Raw genomic sequence first — 19268 nt, 5'->3', positions numbered from 1 at the left:
GCTTAATGTTGCCGGAGATCCGGACAAGATTGTGTTTAATTGTTATTAAAGAACCAATTATAGTTATTGATCAAATCATTGATTTTTGTCGTGGTCGAAGGGTCTATGGCATTAAAACCCGGGTTGTTCTGGTAATCAATATAACCATCCAGAATAGTATTCAACACGGCCTGCTCGTGTACCTGTGCGATAATGGTGTCTAACTGAGCTCCATCAAATTGATTTCCACCAATCTGCAGATCAAAGATTTTGGCGTTGTTAGTGAGGTCTAAAGTGCTAAATGCATTATTCTCAATGATCAACCGCTCCATTTCCGGATTGTTTGATAGGTCTATGGTGCTAAGCAGATTATCTTCAATGTATAGATCTCTCAAGACCAAATTATTGGATACATCAAGTGCGCTTATCTGATTGCCGTAAAGATCTATTCGCCTAAGGTTGGTATTTGCCGAAAAGTCTATGCTGGTTAATTGATTTCTTCCAACATTTATTTCAACTAAACTCATATTGCCTGAGGTATCTATAGAAGGAAGAAAATTGTCACTTAGATCCAGGGTATTCAAGGCTGTATTAGACGAAATGTTTAAAGCGGTCAATTGGTTTTCACGAGCCAGAAGCTTTTCCAGAAGGGTATTGGCAGCGACGTCCAAACTGCTAAATTGATTTCCAGTAACATCCAGGAATTTCAGGTTAATATTTTGTGATACGTCAAGGGCTGTCAATTGATTGTACCTTAAAAAGGCTTGCTCTAAAGTAGCATTGTTGCTAAGGTCTAAACTATTAATCTGGTTAAAACCAAGTTCCAGCTTTTCCAGAGCTATATTTTCGGAAATATCAAGCGTTGTAAGCTGACCGGAATAAAGGGTAAGCACCTTTAGCAATACCAGCTTGTCCAACTGAATTGAAACCAGATTTGTCTGAAAATTATTCTGCTGATCGTTACTTGCAAATTTTAGATATTCTATAACCTCTAAAGGACCACTGATATTCACGGTATATTCTCCTTCAGCCGCATAGGTATGAGATATTTCTGTTTCATCCGCTGGATTATTGCTATTTGCAGACTGGTAGTCCTCTATAGATCCATCACCCCAATCGACGGCATATCGAGATCCTGTGACCGACTTTATGGCAATGGTCTTGGCAGTAAGCAGTTGGGTGTCGTTAACAGTTAAGCTAAAGAAATCCGTAGATTCCGGAAAATCCAGGTTTACCTCTCCATATCCAAAATCGAAAGCGGTAAATCCGTCAGCTTCAATATTTTCTGTAGTAGAAACCGCGGTTTCATCCTCTTCTACCAAAAATTCTAGAGGCAAAAAGGTTTCTGTAAATTCTGATAAGGCAGAGTCCCCAATGGGCGCCAGGGAGATAACCACGTCATTTGCATCAGTGACTATAAATTCTGTCAGACTATATGTGCCGGCATCCAATGTGATTTCTTCGGTTTCATAGTTTTCCTCAACCTTGGTAAGCGCGAATTTTTCTCGGGTGTAAACGGGATTACCAGAATTATCAGAAATGCTTATTAGGGCAAATGCCGGTTCCAGATTCCCGGAAGATTTAAGCGTAGCACCACTCGATGTTATTTCTTTAAAATCAATGCGAAAGACTTGCTTTCCCTCTGTTTCCATGGATTCGTTTTCTCCCGGGACAACCTCCGGATCGGATTCAGAAGAACAGGACGCAATTACAATGGACAGGAAAAGTAAAAAGTAGAGAGATCTCATTAAAAAATGAATTTTAAGGAAACTTGATTCATTAGGATTACGGGGCATTTTAAAAAGGCAATTTTTTGTTGAATTTTCTGACTTTATAACGCACTATAAAACCGGATATTACAAATAAAGGTCTAGCGGAATGACTTTTGGCATGCATAATTATTATACCTATATACAAATAGTCTTACTCTATTTCCTTTATAATTTTTTGAGTCTGATTCAAATCAAACATCTTATCTGGTACTTTGGTCTCATGAATTTTGAAAGCCTTCATAATAGATCTGTAAATTGGCCATGTAACCACCATATTTAGCACACTAATCGCTCCTGCTTCGTTGACATAAAGATTCCAAAACCCTGATTCATGATTGGCGTATGCTTCTTTGTTTAGCCTATATTTTGGGTTGTAATAGTACCTGCCAATGCTTTGTTTAAAATAACTATTTGGATCAGTGGTCTCATAATCGAGTTCAACTGATGGGCAAACATCTCCCAGGACCGTTGCTGTTTCAGATTCCTTTTTTTCAATCCTCAAAAGCTTTGCCGATTCCTTATCTAGCCTATACTTGTATATGGTATCTGATTTATCCCCGTCCAGATAGGCATAGTTTTCGTCCATCATCATAATCAACCGAGTCCGGCCCATTTCTCCCTTAGTATTGGTTTCCATGATATAGCGCCTTTCCTGAACGTAACCAATTAGGGTATCACCAAACTCTTGTATTAATAATTCTTCTGAAATTTGGTCCATTAAGGGTTCATAGTTGATTTTAAAATGAACTTCCCCTTCGAAATAATCCTGTGAATAAGAATTTAGAAAAACTGATAAGGACAGAGCAATAAATAGTACAGTTCTGAGCATAAGTATGGGATTAAGGTGAATCCAGGTTTGATTTGCTATTTGGTTTGACGAAGCTTTGGAGTTCGTCCAGAAGTATTCAGTAAATTTTAGGTTGCTTAAAATATCACGCTAATATAGATAACGGCTTTGAAGTACCTCAAAATTTGTCATTAAAAACATAGAATCCCATGAGATAATTGGCATAAAGACAATTATTGAACTGGGAAATGCGAAACGTTTGTAGTAACAATGCGCCAGTCGTCGTCTATTTTTTTGAGTCCGTAGCTTACACTTCCCCGAATATTCAGGGTGTCCCCTGCAGAGTCGACACGCGAATTATAGTATTCCATTAGATAGGATGCTGAGCTTTCTGAAAGCAGATGTATATGCTCATTGGAAATCTTCCATTCCAGGATCTCCCGTGTATTTTGAGTGAAATTTTCCCAAATATTACTTACCGTTTCGTAGTTTCCCCAGTATTCACCATCCCCAAATAGAACATGATCATTTGTATTGGCATAATGCCTCATAAGACTTGTATGGTCCAGATTTTTTAGATCCTGAATATGGTGCTCGTACATCCGTTTTATTTCCAACTTCAGATCATTGTCTGTTATTTCCTTACTTCCCTCTCCGCAACTAAAGAAGAAGAAAATTGCCAAAAAAAGTGGACTCCATTTCACGGTACAAAAACTTGAAGGTTAGGACTATAAAGATAATAGATGAGTGGCTAAATATGTCGTCTATTTCAAACACATAAGCGAATCCATTTCCACAATCCCAGGTATTTGCTTTAATTTTGCGAAAAGCTGCTATAGCCTTGTATATGAAGTTCCCATGGAATGAAGAAATTTACCCTTAAAGAAATAGAGAAAAAAGTCGGAAAAAAGGATAAAGACTTGGTAGAGAAGGTTTTTCTACTGGCTAATGGCATGATCGATGTTCACGGTTTTGATCACGAAAAAGCATATAACCGAGCTTTGGATATTGCACGCGAGTGGCATGAAAACGGCGGGAAATATAAAAGGCAAAAATTCTAAGGCAGCAATTCCCAATTTAAAAAATTTCTTCGCTGAGACTTTGGTTAGATTACTATATCCGGAGGGATAGTCCCTGACGTTATTCGGATCTGCTACTTGCGGATAAAACTAAAAAAATGCCCCGGATAAAAGGGGCATTTTAATGGGTAGAATCTTATTAGTCAATTTATTTAATCGGCTGGTCTCCTCCGATGGGGTTTTCACCACCGCCACCGCCACCGCCGGAGCCACCTCCACCACCGGAACTACAGGAAGGATCGTTGTAATTATGCGAACAATCCTGGCTTAAAATAGAATTGGGGCTGTTCCCAGAAGCCCTATAACTCTGAGATGCCCAGAACGAGGTGATCTGATCATTCCAACTTTTGCAAAAGGGGCTGGTCCAAAGCCTGCAGGTATTATCACCACTGAAGTAAGTAGGTGTAAATTTAGAATCCCGCAACCTTAAGTCCTTAAGGGTGCCAATATAGACCGTTCCGTTTCTCGCATCAACATATAGCTTATGACCCTTGCTCCTGAATGAACCTGAGTAGAACTCGGCCACTGCATTGACTACTTCAATGGAGGTGATTTTATCATTAAAATTGCTGCAACCCGTCTCGTACTGGTTACACCTAAGATGTGGATTGGCGTATGTTCCAAAATTGCTTCTTGAAAATTTGGTACCTTTTAAGCCCAGATCTTTGGCAATTGTAAAGCTCGGTATTGTGCGGGCAGTAGTACTTGAGGATGCTGAATTAAACTGGTTTGCTCCATTTAAACTGACCATCTTACTATTGAAATCTCCCAGTTTCTCGCTGTCTAATATGAGCTCATTTAGTTTTTCTGAGGAAGAGAAAACCGCGAAGCCTTCAAAATCAGCACTTACATAATAAGTTAGATCCTTGCCGCTAATCAATTCATCTAAGGCTATAAAATCATCGCTCTGGACAATCATGGGTTCTTCTCCACGCATATCCATCTCAATTAAAAACTCCCGACCGTCAACTACAATTGTTGATTCTACAAATTCAGGGCCACTGCTCTCGTCTGCCTGCAAAGGATCTGTCTCATCCTCACAGGAAACTAAGAGCGTAAAAATTCCTAAAAACAAAAACAATCTGTTTCTCATAATATTTGGGTTTATAGATTAATATAAGGTGTTCACAAGGCATAATTATGATCGGGGCATCATGCGGTTTTGATAGTAGTGGTTTGCAATAAAGTAGGAATTTACTTATTATTTTTGAAGAATAATAGGCGGTAATGTTAAATTAAGGGAAAGAAATGCCTTCTCTTATTTACTTAGAAAGGTAATGGCAGTTGGGCTGGTTTTTTGAAAGTTTAAGTACAAGTTTAAGATTAAGTTTAAGGTGTTAAGTTTAAAATTGATATTATATACTGCAAACTGCCCAATGCCCACTGCAAACTGGCTTCTGCCAATTAGGTCTCGACTGCCCGTCCGAACGCCTTGGCCGGGTGGACGCTCGACCTGACAAAGTTCACAGCACAGCGTTCACTGCCTACTGTCAATTTATCCTCCGTAGCCTTGGCGTAGGAGGACTGTTCACTGTCCACTAATCCAGGGGTTCTAAACCCCTCCCCAAGATAAAGTTAGTGGCTGATACTGCAATTTGAAAGCAGGAAAGCGAAAGTTCAGGTTCAAGTAGAAGTTTAAGCTTAAGATTAAGTCTAAGTTTAAGGTGTTAAGTGTTAAGTGTTAAGTTTAAAATTGATATTATATACTGTAAACTGCCCACTGCAAACTGGCTTCTGCCAATTAGGTCTCGACTCCATCTTCACTAAAGTTTCGATGGACACGTGCGCTCGACCTGACAAAGTTCACAGCACAGCGTACACTGCCTACTGTCAATTTATCCTCCGTAGCCTTGGCGTAGGAGGACTGTTCACTGTTTACTGTTCACTACCTGAATAGGTCTCGACTCCGCTCGACCAGACAGTATTGCCCACTGCCTACCGCCAACTGATTTCATCCTCCGTAGCCTTAGCGAAGGAGGACTGCCAACTGACTACTCCATCCGCAAGCTTTTAACCGGGTTCTGCTGAGCCGCCCGAATGGCCTGAAAACTCACTGTTATCAAAGTCAGTAACAATGCCCCAAGCATGGCCAGACCAAAGATCCACCACTTCAAAGTAATGCGGTACTGGTACTCCTGCAGCCAGTCGTTCATTACATTATACGCAATAGGTATAGCCACAAGACTTGAGATGGTCACCAGTTTCAGGAATTCCTTAGACAACATGTTCCACATATTGAAGACAGTAGCGCCCAATACCTTTCTTACCCCGATCTCTTTGGTTCGCTGCTCGGCTACAAAGGAGGTCAATCCAAACAGCCCCAGACAACTAATGATAATGGCAAGTACTGTAAAGATCCCTGACAAGGTCCCAAGGCGTTGCTCCGACGCAAATTTATTGCCATACTCGTCATCCACAAATTGATACTGAAAAGGAACCGTTGGGAAGTGCCTGGTAAAGATCCGTTCTATTGCTGCCAGGCTTTTACTCGCACTTTGATCCGGGTTGAGCCTCAGGTAATAGTAATTGATTATACCAAATCGATCAAATACATACATGCCCTGCATCACCGACTGGTAAGGGGATTGAGCGACCATGTCCTCCACTACTCCAATGATCCTGAGCGGTGGAGAGGGTTCTTCTGCATCTGAATCGCTGATCAATTGACCAATAGGGTTTTCAAAACCCATGTACTCCACGGCGGCTTCATTGATCAGAACAGCAAGGGAATCTGTTGCCCTGTCCCTGGAAAAGTTTCGCCCCTGGACGATATTCAGCTTTAAGGTTTCCGCATAATCAGCAGAAACCGCGGTCCAAGCCAGGCTTTCCTGAAATCCCTCAGGTTTTCCTTCCCAATCATATCCGCTTTGTACGGACCAGATATCTGTGGTCGGGGCGCTGGAAGTGCCCATGTTTACAACGGCTCTTGAGTTGATGAACTCCGTTCGCAGTAAATCAGTTTTGCCCATAAATTCAGGGCTAAAAGTGGGTATTTGAATTAAGCCATCCTGGTCATAACCTATAGGTCTGTTTTGTGCATGATTGATCTGTTTCATTACAATGATAGTTCCGATAATAAAGGCCACCGAAACTGTGAACTGAACTACCACCAGAATTTTTCTTGGTATACTGGCGTTCTGGCCTGCTTTAAAGGTACCTTTCAGGACCTTTACCGGATGGAAAGAGGACAAATATAAAGAGGGGTAGCTGCCCGCCAGCAGGGTTGTGGTCAGAATAAACAGAAGAGAAACTATCCAAAACCAAATATTTAAGAACGGAAACTCAATCTCCTTCTGGGCGATCTGATTGAAGCCATCCAAAGACATTACAACAAGAGCTATGGCAAGAACGAAGGCAAGAAGGGATACCAAAAAGGATTCACTTAAGAACTGGTGGATCAATTGTGATCGCTGAGAACCGATGGATTTTCGGATACCTACTTCCTTGGCGCGTTTTTCGGATCTTGCAGTGCTGAGATTCATGAAATTTATACATGCTAGCAACAATACAAAAACCCCTATAATTCCGAATAACCATACATAGGTAATGCGGCCTCCCACTTGTACACCCTGCTCAAATTCACCGTGCAGATACCAGTCCTGCATGGGTAACAGGAATATCTTTGGACTGGAAGCCGCAAAGTTTTCATTGTTCTCCAGAATTACATCCCCAATGGACTTTGAGACTTCAGTCATACTTACCTTGTCCGCGATCCGTACAAAAAGCTGAAAGGAGTTGGTACCCCAACTATCAACATTTCCAGCCACCCATTCATTGTTGGCCTGGTAGTGCTTCCAGGGAATTATGAAAGTGAGATCCCTGAAGGTGGTGTTGAAGGGAATATCCTGATAAACCGCAGTAACCATCAGATCGAATGTTTTCTGCACCCTGATCACTTTTCCTATAGGATCCTCGTTGCCAAATAGTGCATGGGCCGTAGATTCATTCAACATGATAGAATTGACTTCGCGAAGACCATCCCGCTCTCCTTTTACGATTTTAAGATCTAAGAGTTCCGGAGCTTCGGACTGCATAAAATTTCCCTGACGGGGAATATTGGTCTCTTTGTATTCCAGGAACTGCTGCACATTCCAGGAAGACAAAACCACATTGTCAAAGTTATCACCATAACTTTCCCTTAAGGTCTGCGCCAGGGGAATAGGTAAAAAACTATTGGTATTGGTATTACCATTCTGAGTTGTGGATCGATAGATCTGCGCGATCTTGTCTTTATGGGTAAAATAATTATCGTGGGATAATTCATCATTTACCCACAGGCCAATAACAAGGGCCACAGCCATACCCAGGGCCAGACCACCAACATTTATCAGGGTATAACCCTTGTTTTTCCGTAAGTTCCTCCACGCGAATTTTAGATGATTATTTAGCATGATTGCGATTTTGATTGATGAGCAAACTCCGAATGCTGAATGCAGAACATTCAAAGATTGTTTAAGTTTCGCCTAAAATTATGCCAAAATCACAAGCGCCTCATAAACAGTCTATTAAACCCTAATTTACCTAAGAAATCGTAGGTTTCGCGTAAAAAAAGTTTACACAAAATGTCCATTAATTGTACACTCTAAATGGATGTGATAATACTGATTTGAAAACCCTTTACCCGGAATTGTGAAACTGTAAAATTGTGAAATTGAGGAAATGAAGATTTTGTGAATTAGTCGCTGAATACCCTCAGCATGTGAATTCCGTATATCGCATATCGCATATCGTATATCGTATATCGCATATCGCATATCGCATATCGTATATCGCATATCGCATATCGCATATCGTATATCGCACATCGCATATCGCACATCGCATATCGCACATCGCATATCGCATATCGCATATCGCATATCGTATATCGCATATCGTCTATCGCATATCGCATATCGCATATCGCATATCGTATATCGGATATCGTATATCGAATATCGTATATCGTACATCCGTATTGCCCTCCATATAACCTATCAGAGCTTGTTGTAAGGCGTGTAGGTTGGTGGTCTGATACCCATCATCCTTAAATAAACCACCGCCTGGGCCCTGTGATGTGCTGTATGACTTTCACCCCTCAAGATAAGGTCTAAATTGGTATGACCGGAAAGGAATTCAGGTTTTTCCTTTTCAATTCCACCGCTTAAAATGGAGTCGTTCAGCAGCCCCAGGCATGAGATCGCATAATCAAAACAATCTGAAACGTATTTAAGTACCAATGCCTTATTTGCAGCTGTATCTCGTTTTTCTAACTGATCGGGCTGAAAGAGGTTTATGGGATCTGGGCGTTCCAGCAGGAAGTCTGCATTTATCATGGCATTGAAGTCTTTGTAGGTTTTTTGATCCATCAGAATTCCTATATAAAAATTGTTGATCAGACTGAGATGCATGAAGTGCTGAGCAAAACTCATCTGTTCTGCCGTAGGTGAAAACTCAATATTGTCCGCTGGCATGGCCTCGAAAACAGCCAAGGTGTATTCCTTAGACTGCGTCCATCTTCTAATAAGGATGTCCATCAGAGATCTGCTTTCCTGAATTTTAGATGCGATTAGCGCCAATGGACTAAGACCGATCAGACTTAAAATGAGTCTTCGATTCATACGCTAGAATTAAATGGATTGTAACAATTTAAATGTACGTTATAAAGAAGCTCAGCAAAAGCGTGGAAGGCACAATTGGTCCTTTAGACCGGAAATATCATACCGGACTACTACCTTTTTGGCACCTCTAAAGGGTAGTAATTGTAATCAACACACTCTTTCAGACACTTCACAAATAATTCCAAGGTTCTTTTCTAAAAAAAGTTATTATTAAAAAATCGTAATTTGGTATAAACCAATTATATATGGGTGTTGAGCTTAAGATATATTTCAGATCTAAGGTTTGCTCATGGATGTCTAAAACCATTCCCGGACGGTATTTGGCACTTTGCTTGGTGTTACTTTCAGTACCTTCCAGTCTTCTGGCCCAGTCTTCAATAGACAGTTTAAAAACCCTTCTTGAACAAAGTGCTACAGATACTTCCAGGGTAAGCCTCCTCAATGAACTGGGAGAGGTATATACCTATTCTTCCACAGACAGTGCGCTGCTTTATACGAGGGAAGCTTTAACCATAGCAGAAGATATTGACTTTGCCGATGGTGTTGCCCGGTCACAGGCTCAGCTGTCCCGCATCTTTAGATTTCAGGGTAATTATCCCGAAGCCCTGGATAGCGGTTTTGAGGCACTCATGTATTATAAAAACACTGATCGAAAAGCGGAAACTGCCAGTGTGCTTACCAATTTAGGAGGGGTCTATTTTAGATTACAGGATTATCCTAAGGCTTTGGATTACTACCAGGAGTCTTTGCAGATCTGTCAGGAATTAAGGGATGAAATCGGTCAGGCCTCCCAGTTTGTAGGTTTGGGACTGGTTTACGAGAATATGTTTGAGTACGACAAGGCGCTGGATTATTACCTCAAAGCCCTTACCATCAATCGCATCAATGATGTTCCCTTAAACACGGCCATCAACCTGGTAAATATTGGGGATCTTTATTTAAACATCAACGAATTTGACAAGGCCCTCCCCTACTTTAAGGAGTCCCTGGAAATTAACCGGAAGATACACAATCAGCAGGGTGTGGCTTCGGTTACCCGTCATTTGGCCCAGCTTTATCAAAAAACCGGGGAACTTGATAAATCCACCGAATTTGCCTCTACCAGCCTTGAAGTTGCCAGGCAGATCGGCCGCAAGGTGATCGTAGCCGAAGTGAGTCTGATTTTAAGTGAAAATTACGCCAGCCTAAGGGACTATAAAAAGGCTCTGGAATACTCCCGCATGCATACGCAGTACAACGATAGTTTATACGATGCGACCCGCCTAAGGGAGTTGAGCTCATTGGAAAACAAATATGAGGTACAACAGAAAGAACAGGAGTTAAAGATCCAGGATCAGACCATTGCCTTACTGAACAGGGACAGCAAAATAGACCGTTTATGGCGTAATATTCTGGCAGGCGGACTGTTAGCCATCGGAGTGTTGGGCTTTGTGGTATATAAATTTCAAAGGCTTAAAAACCGAAAAAATGCCCAGTTGCTGGCCACCCAACAAACCGTTACCCAAAAACTGCAGGAACTCGACAAGGCCAAGTCGCGCTTTTTTGCCAATGTATCCCATGAATTCCGAACACCTCTGACTCTCATTAAAGGGCCTATTGAACAATTGGCAGAACATCCGAAACAACAACTGAGCAGAGAAAACCTTAGTATGATACAAAGAAATACGGAAAGGCTGCTGGAACTGGTAAATCAGTTGTTGGATCTCTCAAGGTTGGATGCGGGCAATCTTAAACTGGAAAAAACAGAGGCAGATATCTTTGGCTTTCTTAGGGCTGTCGCTTCTTCATTTGATTCGCATGCGGCAAAACGCCAAATATCCTATAAAACCCAAATTCCTGAATTCTCATTGCAAACATCCTTCGATAAAGACAAACTGGAAAAAGTGATCTACAACCTTTTGAGCAATGCCTTTAAATTCAGCAATTCAGGATCAGAAGTTGTTTTGAAAGCCAATCAGTCCGGAGATCAGCTGAAAATTTTGGTAGAGGATTCAGGAAGGGGTATAAAACCGGAACAGCTACCTTACATTTTCGATCGGTTCTATCGGGCAGATGATGATACAGAGAGTCAGGGAACCGGAATCGGGCTGGGACTCACTAAAGAATTGATAGCTCTAATGGGAGGCCAAATTAGTGTCCAAAGTGAATTTGGCCGAGGCAGCGTCTTCAACGTGGAACTCCCTCTTACCCCCTTAGGTGGGGAACCGCTTTTAGACGAAATAAAGAAATCCAAACCACCGCTCATCAAGAGCTTACCCTTCCCTGAATTACAGGAAATGGACGGAGAAGATAAACCTACCGTTCTGTTGACAGAAGATCATAAAGATATGAGACGGTATGTTTCGGAAGTACTGTCCGGATCTTACCGGGTGTTGGAAGCAAAGGACGGTTCACAAGGCCTGAAAAAGGCTTTGGCCAATTCACCGGACCTTATTATAACAGACCTGATGATGCCGGAAATGGACGGAATGCAATTCTGCAAGCTCGTTAAGAGTAATATCATCACTAGTCACATTCCAGTGATCATGCTTACGGCAAAATCCGGTACTGAACATAAGATCCATGGACTGGAAACCGGAGCGGATGATTACCTTACCAAGCCCTTTGAAGCAGATGAACTGATGGCCAGGGTAAAAAACCTGATCTTGCAACGAAAGCGCTTAAGGGAGTCTTATGCCAACCTGAAAACACATATACACCCTAAAGGAATAACGGTAAACTCCATAGACGAGAACTTCCTGGAACGCGTACACAAGCTTTTGGAGATACGTTATATGGATCCGGATTTTGGGGTACCGCAATTCCACAAGGCCATGGCCATGAGCAGGGCTCAATTTCACCGGAAAATACGCGCCTTATGCAATGAGACACCAGGTGCACTCTTGAGAAATTTCCGCCTGAAAAGAGCAGCTCAGTTACTCTCTCAGGATGCCGATCACATAAGCCGAATCGCTTACGGCGTGGGTTTTAACAGCCTTTCCTATTTTACCAAGTGCTTCAAAGACTTTTACGGAGTGGCGCCTTCCTTATACCAGGCTGAATATCCTTTGAATTCTTAGCGTTTTCCCAGGCTAATACCGCTTAAAACTTGGTTTTGAGTGTATTTTGCTATGATCTGAGCGTATTTTGAAAAGCTCTGGATTCCCTTATGTCTAGCTTAGCTTCACACCTTAGGTTCCCTCATTTCTTATTGTTGAACACTTAAATTTTGAATCATGAAATTACTTGAAAAAGACCTGGGGATCTTAAGAACATATCGACAGTTAGGACTGGTTTTCGGTCTTGTATTGCTTACGCTTGCTGCCGGATGTAGCAGTAGCGAAGATCCGGATCCGGGAGACCCCATGGTAAACGATCCAACCGATGACGACCCTATAGGAAATGGAAATGTGGAAGACGAATATGTGGTGGAAACATTTGTTACAGGGCTTACAGCGCCACAGGGAATTGAGTTGGACGAGCAGGGCAGACTATGGGTGGCCGAACAGGGAAATGGCGGAAACAGTGGACGTATTTCCGTGATCGATGCAAGTGGTAATGTTTTTCCTTATATGATCAATATCCCCTCTGCTATTGAAGAAGGTTCTGCGGGAAGTGTACATCACCTGTTGATTGAAAGTGACACCTTGTGGATGGCTTTGGGCCTTACTTCCCAGATAGCGGGAGGTGCATTTTTAAAATTGAACATTGGCGATTTTACGCCGGGAGACCCACCTATAGAGTACAGCGAGGGGCCGCTGGTTACCAACATTGCTGATTTCGTATTGAACTATGACTTTGACAACCAAACCGGAGAGAGCAATGCCTACAATCTAACCCTGGCTCCGGACGGACACATATACCTTGTAGACGCAGCCGCAAATGCGGTCATTCAGATAGACAAATCCAATGATATCTTTGTAGACCTTCTCGCGGAACTACCAACCATATCTAACACCACCGGGGTTGGTCCTCCTTTTATCGATTCGGTACCAACAGGCATTATTTACTTTGAAGGTAGGTTTCTGGTAAGCGCTTTTACCGGTTTTCCATTTACTCCCGGAGAATCCAGGATCTACAGCGTATCCGATACCGGAGTGGTAACCATCTTTAAGCGAAATTTTACCGGAGCGGTAGATATCACTGGTGATAATTCAAAATTCTTCCTGTTGGAGTACGCCAGGTTCGGGCAACAGGGATTTCAAAGCAGAACCGGAAAGGTTACGCTGTTCCAAGGTGATGATGAAACTGTTATTGCGGAGGAGTTGATCTTTCCGACTGGCATTTGTATGGGAAATAACAACGAACTGTTCGTTACTTCTCAAGTAGGTACCATTTTAAAATTGACTAAACAATAGCGATGGAATGCCGCTGTATTAAGCTTAGACCTCCTGAGGAAAAATATAAAATTCGACAACTATTCTGCCCGTAAGCTCTTGACAGGATTAATGTTCGCTGCCTTCAGGGCCTGAAAACTTACCGTAATAACGGTGATTAGTAAGGCGCCAATAATGGTAACAGCAAAGATCCACCACCTGATTTCCACACTGTATTCATAATTCTGAAGCCACAGTTTCATTAGATGATAAGCTATAGGAATTGCGATAAGTCCGGAAATAAGCACAAGTACTACAAAACTGCCGGATAGCATTTGCCAGAGACTTAAAACAGAAGCCCCCAATACTTTTCTGACACCAATCTCCTTGGTTCGCTGTTCGGCTACAAAAGAGGCCAGGCCAAACAAACCCAGACAGCTGATGAATATCGCCAGAAAAGCGAATATTCCCGACAGTTCCCGAATGCGTTCTTCGGCCTTGAATTTTGTCGAAAATGCTTCATCAACAAACTGATATTCAAAGGGAACATTGGGCGCGTGTTTCTTAAATACTGCCCCGATCTGAGCCAGGGACTCTGATATACTCCTGTTTGGTAATAATTTAAGTTCTATCCAGTTGGTATTATCATACTTAATAAGATAAATAGACTGTTTTATGGATTCATATGGAGATTCGGTCAAAATATTTTTGACCACCCCTATGACCTTATGCTGAGCCCTACCCCATCTTATAGTTTTGCCTACAGGGTCTTTCAAACCCATATAATCCACAGCCGCTTCATTTAATATAAAGGCGGTAGAATCCGAGGCAAAATCTCTTGAAAAATCACGGCCTTCCAGAATTTCCCATCCAATAGTATTGCCATAGTCATGGGTGACACAGACCGTTACAAAATTCGTTGCCAGTGCAGGGTCTTTACCTTCCCATTCGATTCCACTGGTACCACTCCACACCTCAGTAAGCGGACTGGAAGATTCAGACATTTCCTGTACAATTTCATTTTGCACTAGCTCTTCACGTATGAGATTGTATTTGCCCTCAAAGTCTTCGGTGTTCTTTGGTATCATTAAAAGTTGATCGCGTTCATAACCGGTTGGCCGGTCTTTGAAAAACTGGATCTGCCGGTCAATCACAATGGTCCCGATAACTAATATGATGGAAATTGTAAACTGGAAAACCACCAGGGCCTTTCTGGAAGATATGGTCGCTTTCCCCGTCTTAAAAGTTCCTTTAAGCACTTTTGCCGGTCTGAATGAAGACAGATAAATGGCGGGGTAACTTCCGGCTAAGACACTTGTGGCCATCAATAGCGCCAGGCATAACAACCAAAACACAGGGTTGGTAAAAGGAAAAACTATTTGTTTGTCCGCAAGTTGGTTAAACGAAGGTAAAAGAATATAAACCAGCAGTCCGGCAATTGATAAGGCAAAAAAGCTAAGCAGCAGGGATTCGGTTAAAAACTGGTTGATCAGTTGATTTTTGTTAGATCCGATCGTTTTCCGTACCCCTACCTCTTTTGCCCTTCTTACAGATTGAGCCGTAGCCAAATTCATGAAGTTTATACAGGCCAGCACCAATACGAATATCCCGATAATGCCAAAAAGCCAAACGTATTGGACAAAACCGTTGGTCTGAACCCCATTTTTCCACTCTGATCTTAAATGCCAATCTTTCATTTGGTGTAAAAATATTTCGGGCTTACTCCTTCTGGCGTTTTCAGATACATTGTTGAAGACCGCAGACTTAATATTTTCGCTTGTCGTTTGCATTGTAGCCTCAGGAGAGATCTGTACAAATAATTGATACGAATTATTATCCCATTGGTTTTCATCGCGAGCAACTCTTACCCAATCGTTTGTCTCTACATAAAGCTTCCAGGGAGCGATGAACTTAAGCTCTCTAAAATGAGAATTATACGGAAGGTCCTTAAAAACCCCCGTAACCGTAACGGTTTGCTTATTGTTGATCTTCATAGGCTTACCCATGGGGTCCGAATCTCCGAAAAAGGCCTGGGCCGTTGAGTTTGAGATTACAATGGAATTAGGTTCCTGAATGGCATCCCAACTGCCATCCAGCATCTCCAGCGATAGCATTCTAAGAGCGTCTTCCTCCATGTAGCTTCCATAAGTGGTCTTATTCTTTTCGTCTATTGATAAAACATTATCGCCGTGAAATGAGCTCATGACCACGTATTCAAAATTGCTACCGTATACATTTCTAAGTTCATTGCCCAAGGGGTAAGGCATGGTGTATCTGGTCCTGGTCTGGCCATTTGAGGTTCTGTTAACCAATACCTGGGCAATTCTATCGTAATTTTGATGATAAGTGTTATACGAAAGTTCGTCATGGATCCATAACCCAATGAGCATTACTACGGTGATCCCGGCGGCAAGACCGCCTATGTTGATCATTGCATATACCTTGTTGCGTTTTAGGTTTCTCCAGGCGGTTTTTAAGTAATTCTTTAGCATGTTCTGTCTTTTCTGATGGGATAATTTATGAACTACCCAATGGTATTAGAAGATTAATGGCATATGGCAGATTGGGATTCTAAAATTATACCAAGAATGCAATTTGTTGACTATCAAATAATTATATATTTCATAGCTGGTATTACGTTTGTTGACCGTCCAATTTTTTGACAAAAATGTCTATTAATTAGACAAGCGGCTACGTTTCCAGGCCGAATTGGATAGTAATGTAGCCCTATATCCTTAAGTAAGCGCGCGACTGCATAAATTTTACAAAGGCAGAAAGGTTTGCTCCAGGATATTCTCTTGTTATATTAATATTATATTCTGAGTTTGCTCATTTGAAATAGGAAGTCAAAGTTGTAATTTAACTACGCTAAATTGGATCTATGGATGTAGTAGTAGGAATAGATATCGGCGGAACAAAAACCAAGTTGGGATTAGTGGACGAGGACGGCAAAAGTCTCGTCTCCACTCGCTTCCGAACCCGGGAATACCCTGAGTTGGACCATTATCTGGATAAGATCAGGGACAGTATTGATACTCTGGTGCAGGACAGTCCGAAACCTGTAAACCTTATAGGTTGCGGTATTGGAGCTCCAAATGCTTCCAGCAGGAATGGAACCATCGTAAATGCCTCCAATTTGGTTTGGAAAGGAACCGTTCCTATTCTCAAGGAGCTAAAAAAAAGAATATCGCTGCCCATGCGAATTATGAACGATGCCAGCGCAGCAGCACTGGGCGAAATGCTTTTCGGTAATGCCAAGGGTATGAGAGACTTCATTGTAATTACCCTGGGTACCGGATTCGGCGCAGGTATTGTAGCCAATGGAATGTTGATAGATGGCTACGACGGCTTTGCCGGAGAGCTGGGCCATATTGATATGACCATAGGAGATGGACGTATGACCGGTTTGAATGTCAGAGGCGGACTGGAAGCCTACGTGTCTGCAACCGGATTGAAGCGCACTGTGATGTTCATGCAGAGTAAGTATATGGATGAAAGCCGTTTCAGGTCTATTGCCTATAACGATCTGCACGGAGAAGATATCACGCGGGCCGCAGAAGAAGGAGATCCCATAGCTTTACGTGCTTTTGATTTTACCGCAGACATCCTAGGGCTGGCGTTGGCCAATTTCACGGCATTTACCCAACCAGAAGCCTTTTTTCTTATGGGTGGATTAGTCAACAGCGGGAAATGGATCCTGGATCCCCTGGAAAAATATTTCAACGAGTACCTTTTGGAGGTTTACAAAGGAAAAGTAAAGCTACTACAGTCCGGTATGGCCGGAAAAACCGCCGCGATTGCAGGGGCTGCCGCCTTGATCTGGGAAGATCGGATCGGGTAGCGACTTCGGTATTAGTCTTGAAGGTTCTCGACGAGAACCGTCTTTTTCTTAAAGAAATAGATCTGTTGCGCCACCTGGTCTATGATAAAATCAGAATAGCTATTATCCACTGTTTTGATGACCTGGTCTGTTCCCTGATCTATATCCAGTCTAATAATTTCAAAAACTTCATCTTTTGGCGAGACGATAAGCAGGCTGCCCTCATTTTTTCTCCCCGCTTTGATCCGATCAAAAATACCCCTGACATTAAGGTCAATATCCATTTGATCCAGGCTGGTCAATTTATCCAGGGAGCCCTGATAAGAGAGGTAGGTTCCATAAATGCTGGAAGACACATTACTCAGTAAGCCCAGATCTGCCGAAACTAAAACGCTGTTCAAAGTTCCCGTTATCTGGTTACCTACAAAACCCAGGGCAGATGTAGCCGTGCCCAATCCCCTTTTCTCCCAATACCAGGTTCCGGAAAGTATACTATTGCTACTATGTTTAGGGTAGGACTTTTGATAAAGCTGTTCTCCGGACCTGTTATGGAAATAAAAAAGGTTGTCCCGGAACAGCAGGTAACCGCTTTTACGGATCTTGAGGTTAGGTGCTGTGCGTGTAAATTCAAATCCATCATGCATTTCAGGGGCTTCTGTAGATGCCGGATCAAAAATATAGAAGCGCTTTTCGCTGTATACCGGAAACAGCTTGTGGTCGCTATCATTCCAAATAGAGAAATAGGTTTCGCTAAGCTTGAGATTACGACTAATGAATCCAGCGGTATTCAGCCTGAGGTTCTCTTCCCAGGTCTTAATCCCGTTTTTTATGTTTACAACGTTGGCTTGTGATGGACTGATATAGAGCGCAGATTCTTTGTTTTCCAGGATGTATATGGGGTTTTCAAGCGCGGAAAAAGTAATTTTAACTTTTTTCTCCCAAGCCTTCTTTCCGCGCTCATTAATTCGAACCAAGAAATTGTCTTGTACAACCAGATATCCCTGATCCAGGGGTACGATCTTTTTTATCAAAGGCAGGGCGTCGGAACGTTCCCATTTCTTATTCCCTGTTGGAATATCTATGATATTAAAACCTTTTGAAGTGATTACCACTAACTTGCCGTGATCCTGTGCAGTATCTGAAATATTGCCCCAGATGTTAACCGGTTTTTGCCAGACGCTGTCCATAGTGCTACAATTCAAAGCTGTGATACTATTTTCCTCATCCAACTTCTTCACCTCAAGACTATTGGAAAAGACGAAAAGTACATCCTGGGACGCATTCATAGCGATTGACGTCACCTTTTCTTGCTCAAACAGTATCTCCCCGCTGCCGCCATCTATCTTCAGCAAGTGTTTGTTTTTTAACCAATAGATGTTTTGGTCCGCATCCAGCATAACCTCTTCATCATCAAAAAAAGCGCCTTTGAGATTCTTGAAAAATCCGGTTTCGGAAGCTTTCACCTCCCAAAGAAGCTCTCCGCTCTCGTAACTGAATAGGGATATCAGAAGTTCCTTGTCTTTAACCCCATCCACCAGTATGGCTTTTCTCTGCGGAAGGATGAGCGTTTTATTTACCGCTTTGAATCCCTCTTTTTCGGAATCAAACAACATCTTTCCATTGTAAACACTGATTATTTTTTTGGAAGCCCCCTTGCTATTCAGGGTTTGTGACAATGCTTTGGAATTGATAAAAGGTTTCTGAGTGAAAAGTACAATTGGGGTAAACGGGATCTCTGAATACTCAGAGAAACTCGCTTTTTTCAGGTCTTCGTTTCCCCAGGAAATATTATTCGTTTCAGGATCTACCCCGTAAACCCCGTTTTTGGTCTTTATCAATAAAGTACCGGTATAGCTATTTATACGTTGCTCGCTTATATTCCTGGCAAATTCAATCTTTTGCTGTGAAAGAGCGCTCATAGAGCAGCACAGGAATA

13 protein-coding genes are annotated in these 19268 nt (G+C 42.1%); 4 read left to right on the top strand and 9 right to left on the bottom strand.

Translation table 11 applies throughout. The features are described 5' to 3' along the window. Positions 1–35: 35 nt before the first annotated feature. The 3 genes from GTQ38_RS15035 to GTQ38_RS15025 all read right to left on the bottom strand — a co-directional run bounded on the left by GTQ38_RS15035 (position 36) and on the right by GTQ38_RS15025 (position 3242). Positions 36–1727 carry a leucine-rich repeat domain-containing protein gene (locus tag GTQ38_RS15035; RefSeq protein WP_161436370.1) on the bottom strand — a complete coding sequence of 564 codons (1692 nt, stop codon included), beginning with the start codon at positions 1725–1727 and terminating at the stop codon, positions 36–38. Between the two features lie 175 nt (positions 1728–1902). Beyond that, positions 1903–2580 (bottom strand): hypothetical protein, encoded by a 678-nt coding sequence (locus tag GTQ38_RS15030; RefSeq protein WP_161436369.1) that lies wholly within the window; start codon positions 2578–2580, stop codon positions 1903–1905. Between the two features lie 191 nt (positions 2581–2771). Further along, positions 2772–3242 (bottom strand): nuclear transport factor 2 family protein, encoded by a 471-nt coding sequence (locus GTQ38_RS15025; RefSeq protein ID WP_161436368.1) that lies wholly within the window; start codon positions 3240–3242, stop codon positions 2772–2774. A 159-nt stretch (positions 3243–3401) separates the two neighbouring features. On the opposite strand from GTQ38_RS15025, the gene GTQ38_RS15020 reads away from it, so the two are divergent. Continuing rightward, a complete protein-coding gene (locus GTQ38_RS15020; RefSeq protein WP_161436367.1) occupies positions 3402–3599 on the top strand; it encodes a hypothetical protein in 198 nt (65 codons plus the stop codon). Between the two features lie 166 nt (positions 3600–3765). Here GTQ38_RS15020 and GTQ38_RS15015 read toward each other — a convergent pair whose 3' ends face one another. The 4 genes from GTQ38_RS15015 to GTQ38_RS15000 all read right to left on the bottom strand — a co-directional run bounded on the left by GTQ38_RS15015 (position 3766) and on the right by GTQ38_RS15000 (position 9217). After that, the gene (locus tag GTQ38_RS15015; RefSeq protein WP_161436366.1) at positions 3766–4710 is read right to left on the bottom strand and encodes a hypothetical protein; all 945 of its coding nucleotides are present in this window, start codon (positions 4708–4710) and stop codon (positions 3766–3768) included. A gap of 898 nt (positions 4711–5608) precedes the next feature. Continuing rightward, positions 5609–8008 (bottom strand): ABC transporter permease, encoded by a 2400-nt coding sequence (locus GTQ38_RS15010; protein WP_161436365.1) that lies wholly within the window; start codon positions 8006–8008, stop codon positions 5609–5611. Positions 8009–8292: 284 nt separating this feature from the next. Beyond that, positions 8293–8511: a hypothetical protein gene (locus GTQ38_RS15005; RefSeq protein WP_161436364.1), complete on the bottom strand. Its 219-nt coding sequence runs from the start codon at positions 8509–8511 to the stop codon at positions 8293–8295. Positions 8512–8593: 82 nt separating this feature from the next. Beyond that, positions 8594–9217, bottom strand: coding sequence for a DinB family protein (locus GTQ38_RS15000; protein WP_161436363.1), 624 nt, complete (start codon positions 9215–9217; stop codon positions 8594–8596). Positions 9218–9462: 245 nt separating this feature from the next. Between GTQ38_RS15000 and GTQ38_RS14995 the strand changes: the two genes are divergently transcribed. Both GTQ38_RS14995 and GTQ38_RS14990 read left to right on the top strand, forming a co-directional pair. Continuing rightward, positions 9463–12276 (top strand): hybrid sensor histidine kinase/response regulator transcription factor, encoded by a 2814-nt coding sequence (locus tag GTQ38_RS14995; RefSeq protein WP_161436362.1) that lies wholly within the window; start codon positions 9463–9465, stop codon positions 12274–12276. Positions 12277–12432: 156 nt separating this feature from the next. Then, positions 12433–13554 (top strand): ScyD/ScyE family protein, encoded by a 1122-nt coding sequence (locus GTQ38_RS14990; RefSeq protein ID WP_161436361.1) that lies wholly within the window; start codon positions 12433–12435, stop codon positions 13552–13554. 59 nt (positions 13555–13613) lie between these two features. Here GTQ38_RS14990 and GTQ38_RS14985 read toward each other — a convergent pair whose 3' ends face one another. Then, positions 13614–16004, bottom strand: coding sequence for an ABC transporter permease (locus GTQ38_RS14985; RefSeq protein WP_161436360.1), 2391 nt, complete (start codon positions 16002–16004; stop codon positions 13614–13616). A 389-nt stretch (positions 16005–16393) separates the two neighbouring features. Between GTQ38_RS14985 and GTQ38_RS14980 the strand changes: the two genes are divergently transcribed. Then, positions 16394–17353, top strand: coding sequence for an ROK family protein (locus GTQ38_RS14980; RefSeq protein ID WP_161436359.1), 960 nt, complete (start codon positions 16394–16396; stop codon positions 17351–17353). 11 nt (positions 17354–17364) lie between these two features. Here the strand turns inward: GTQ38_RS14980 and GTQ38_RS14975 are convergent, their stop codons facing one another. Next, entirely contained in the window at positions 17365–19251 is a 1887-nt protein-coding gene (locus GTQ38_RS14975; protein ID WP_161436358.1) for an outer membrane protein assembly factor BamB family protein, read from the bottom strand. Positions 19252–19268 lie beyond the last annotated feature (17 nt).

This window comes from Poritiphilus flavus, assembly GCF_009901585.1.
Classification (GTDB): Bacteria; Bacteroidota; Bacteroidia; order Flavobacteriales; family Flavobacteriaceae; genus Poritiphilus; species Poritiphilus flavus.
The sequence above is the reverse complement of the archived record's forward strand: the minus strand, read 5'-3'. Positions and strand labels throughout refer to the sequence as shown.

Coding starts and splice junctions, on each gene's coding strand:
- GTQ38_RS14980 (WP_161436359.1), top strand. CDS start 16,394: ATGGATGTAGTAGTAGGAATAGATATCGGCGGAACAAAAACCAAGTTG.
- GTQ38_RS15030 (WP_161436369.1), bottom strand. CDS start 2,580: ATGCTCAGAACTGTACTATTTATTGCTCTGTCCTTATCAGTTTTTCTA.
- GTQ38_RS14975 (WP_161436358.1), bottom strand. CDS start 19,251: ATGAGCGCTCTTTCACAGCAAAAGATTGAATTTGCCAGGAATATAAGC.
- GTQ38_RS15010 (WP_161436365.1), bottom strand. CDS start 8,008: ATGCTAAATAATCATCTAAAATTCGCGTGGAGGAACTTACGGAAAAAC.
- GTQ38_RS14990 (WP_161436361.1), top strand. CDS start 12,433: ATGAAATTACTTGAAAAAGACCTGGGGATCTTAAGAACATATCGACAG.
- GTQ38_RS15005 (WP_161436364.1), bottom strand. CDS start 8,511: ATGCGATATGCGATAGACGATATGCGATATACGATATGCGATATGCGA.
- GTQ38_RS15000 (WP_161436363.1), bottom strand. CDS start 9,217: ATGAATCGAAGACTCATTTTAAGTCTGATCGGTCTTAGTCCATTGGCG.
- GTQ38_RS15015 (WP_161436366.1), bottom strand. CDS start 4,710: ATGAGAAACAGATTGTTTTTGTTTTTAGGAATTTTTACGCTCTTAGTT.
- GTQ38_RS15035 (WP_161436370.1), bottom strand. CDS start 1,727: ATGAGATCTCTCTACTTTTTACTTTTCCTGTCCATTGTAATTGCGTCC.
- GTQ38_RS14985 (WP_161436360.1), bottom strand. CDS start 16,004: ATGCTAAAGAATTACTTAAAAACCGCCTGGAGAAACCTAAAACGCAAC.
- GTQ38_RS15020 (WP_161436367.1), top strand. CDS start 3,402: ATGAAGAAATTTACCCTTAAAGAAATAGAGAAAAAAGTCGGAAAAAAG.
- GTQ38_RS14995 (WP_161436362.1), top strand. CDS start 9,463: ATGGGTGTTGAGCTTAAGATATATTTCAGATCTAAGGTTTGCTCATGG.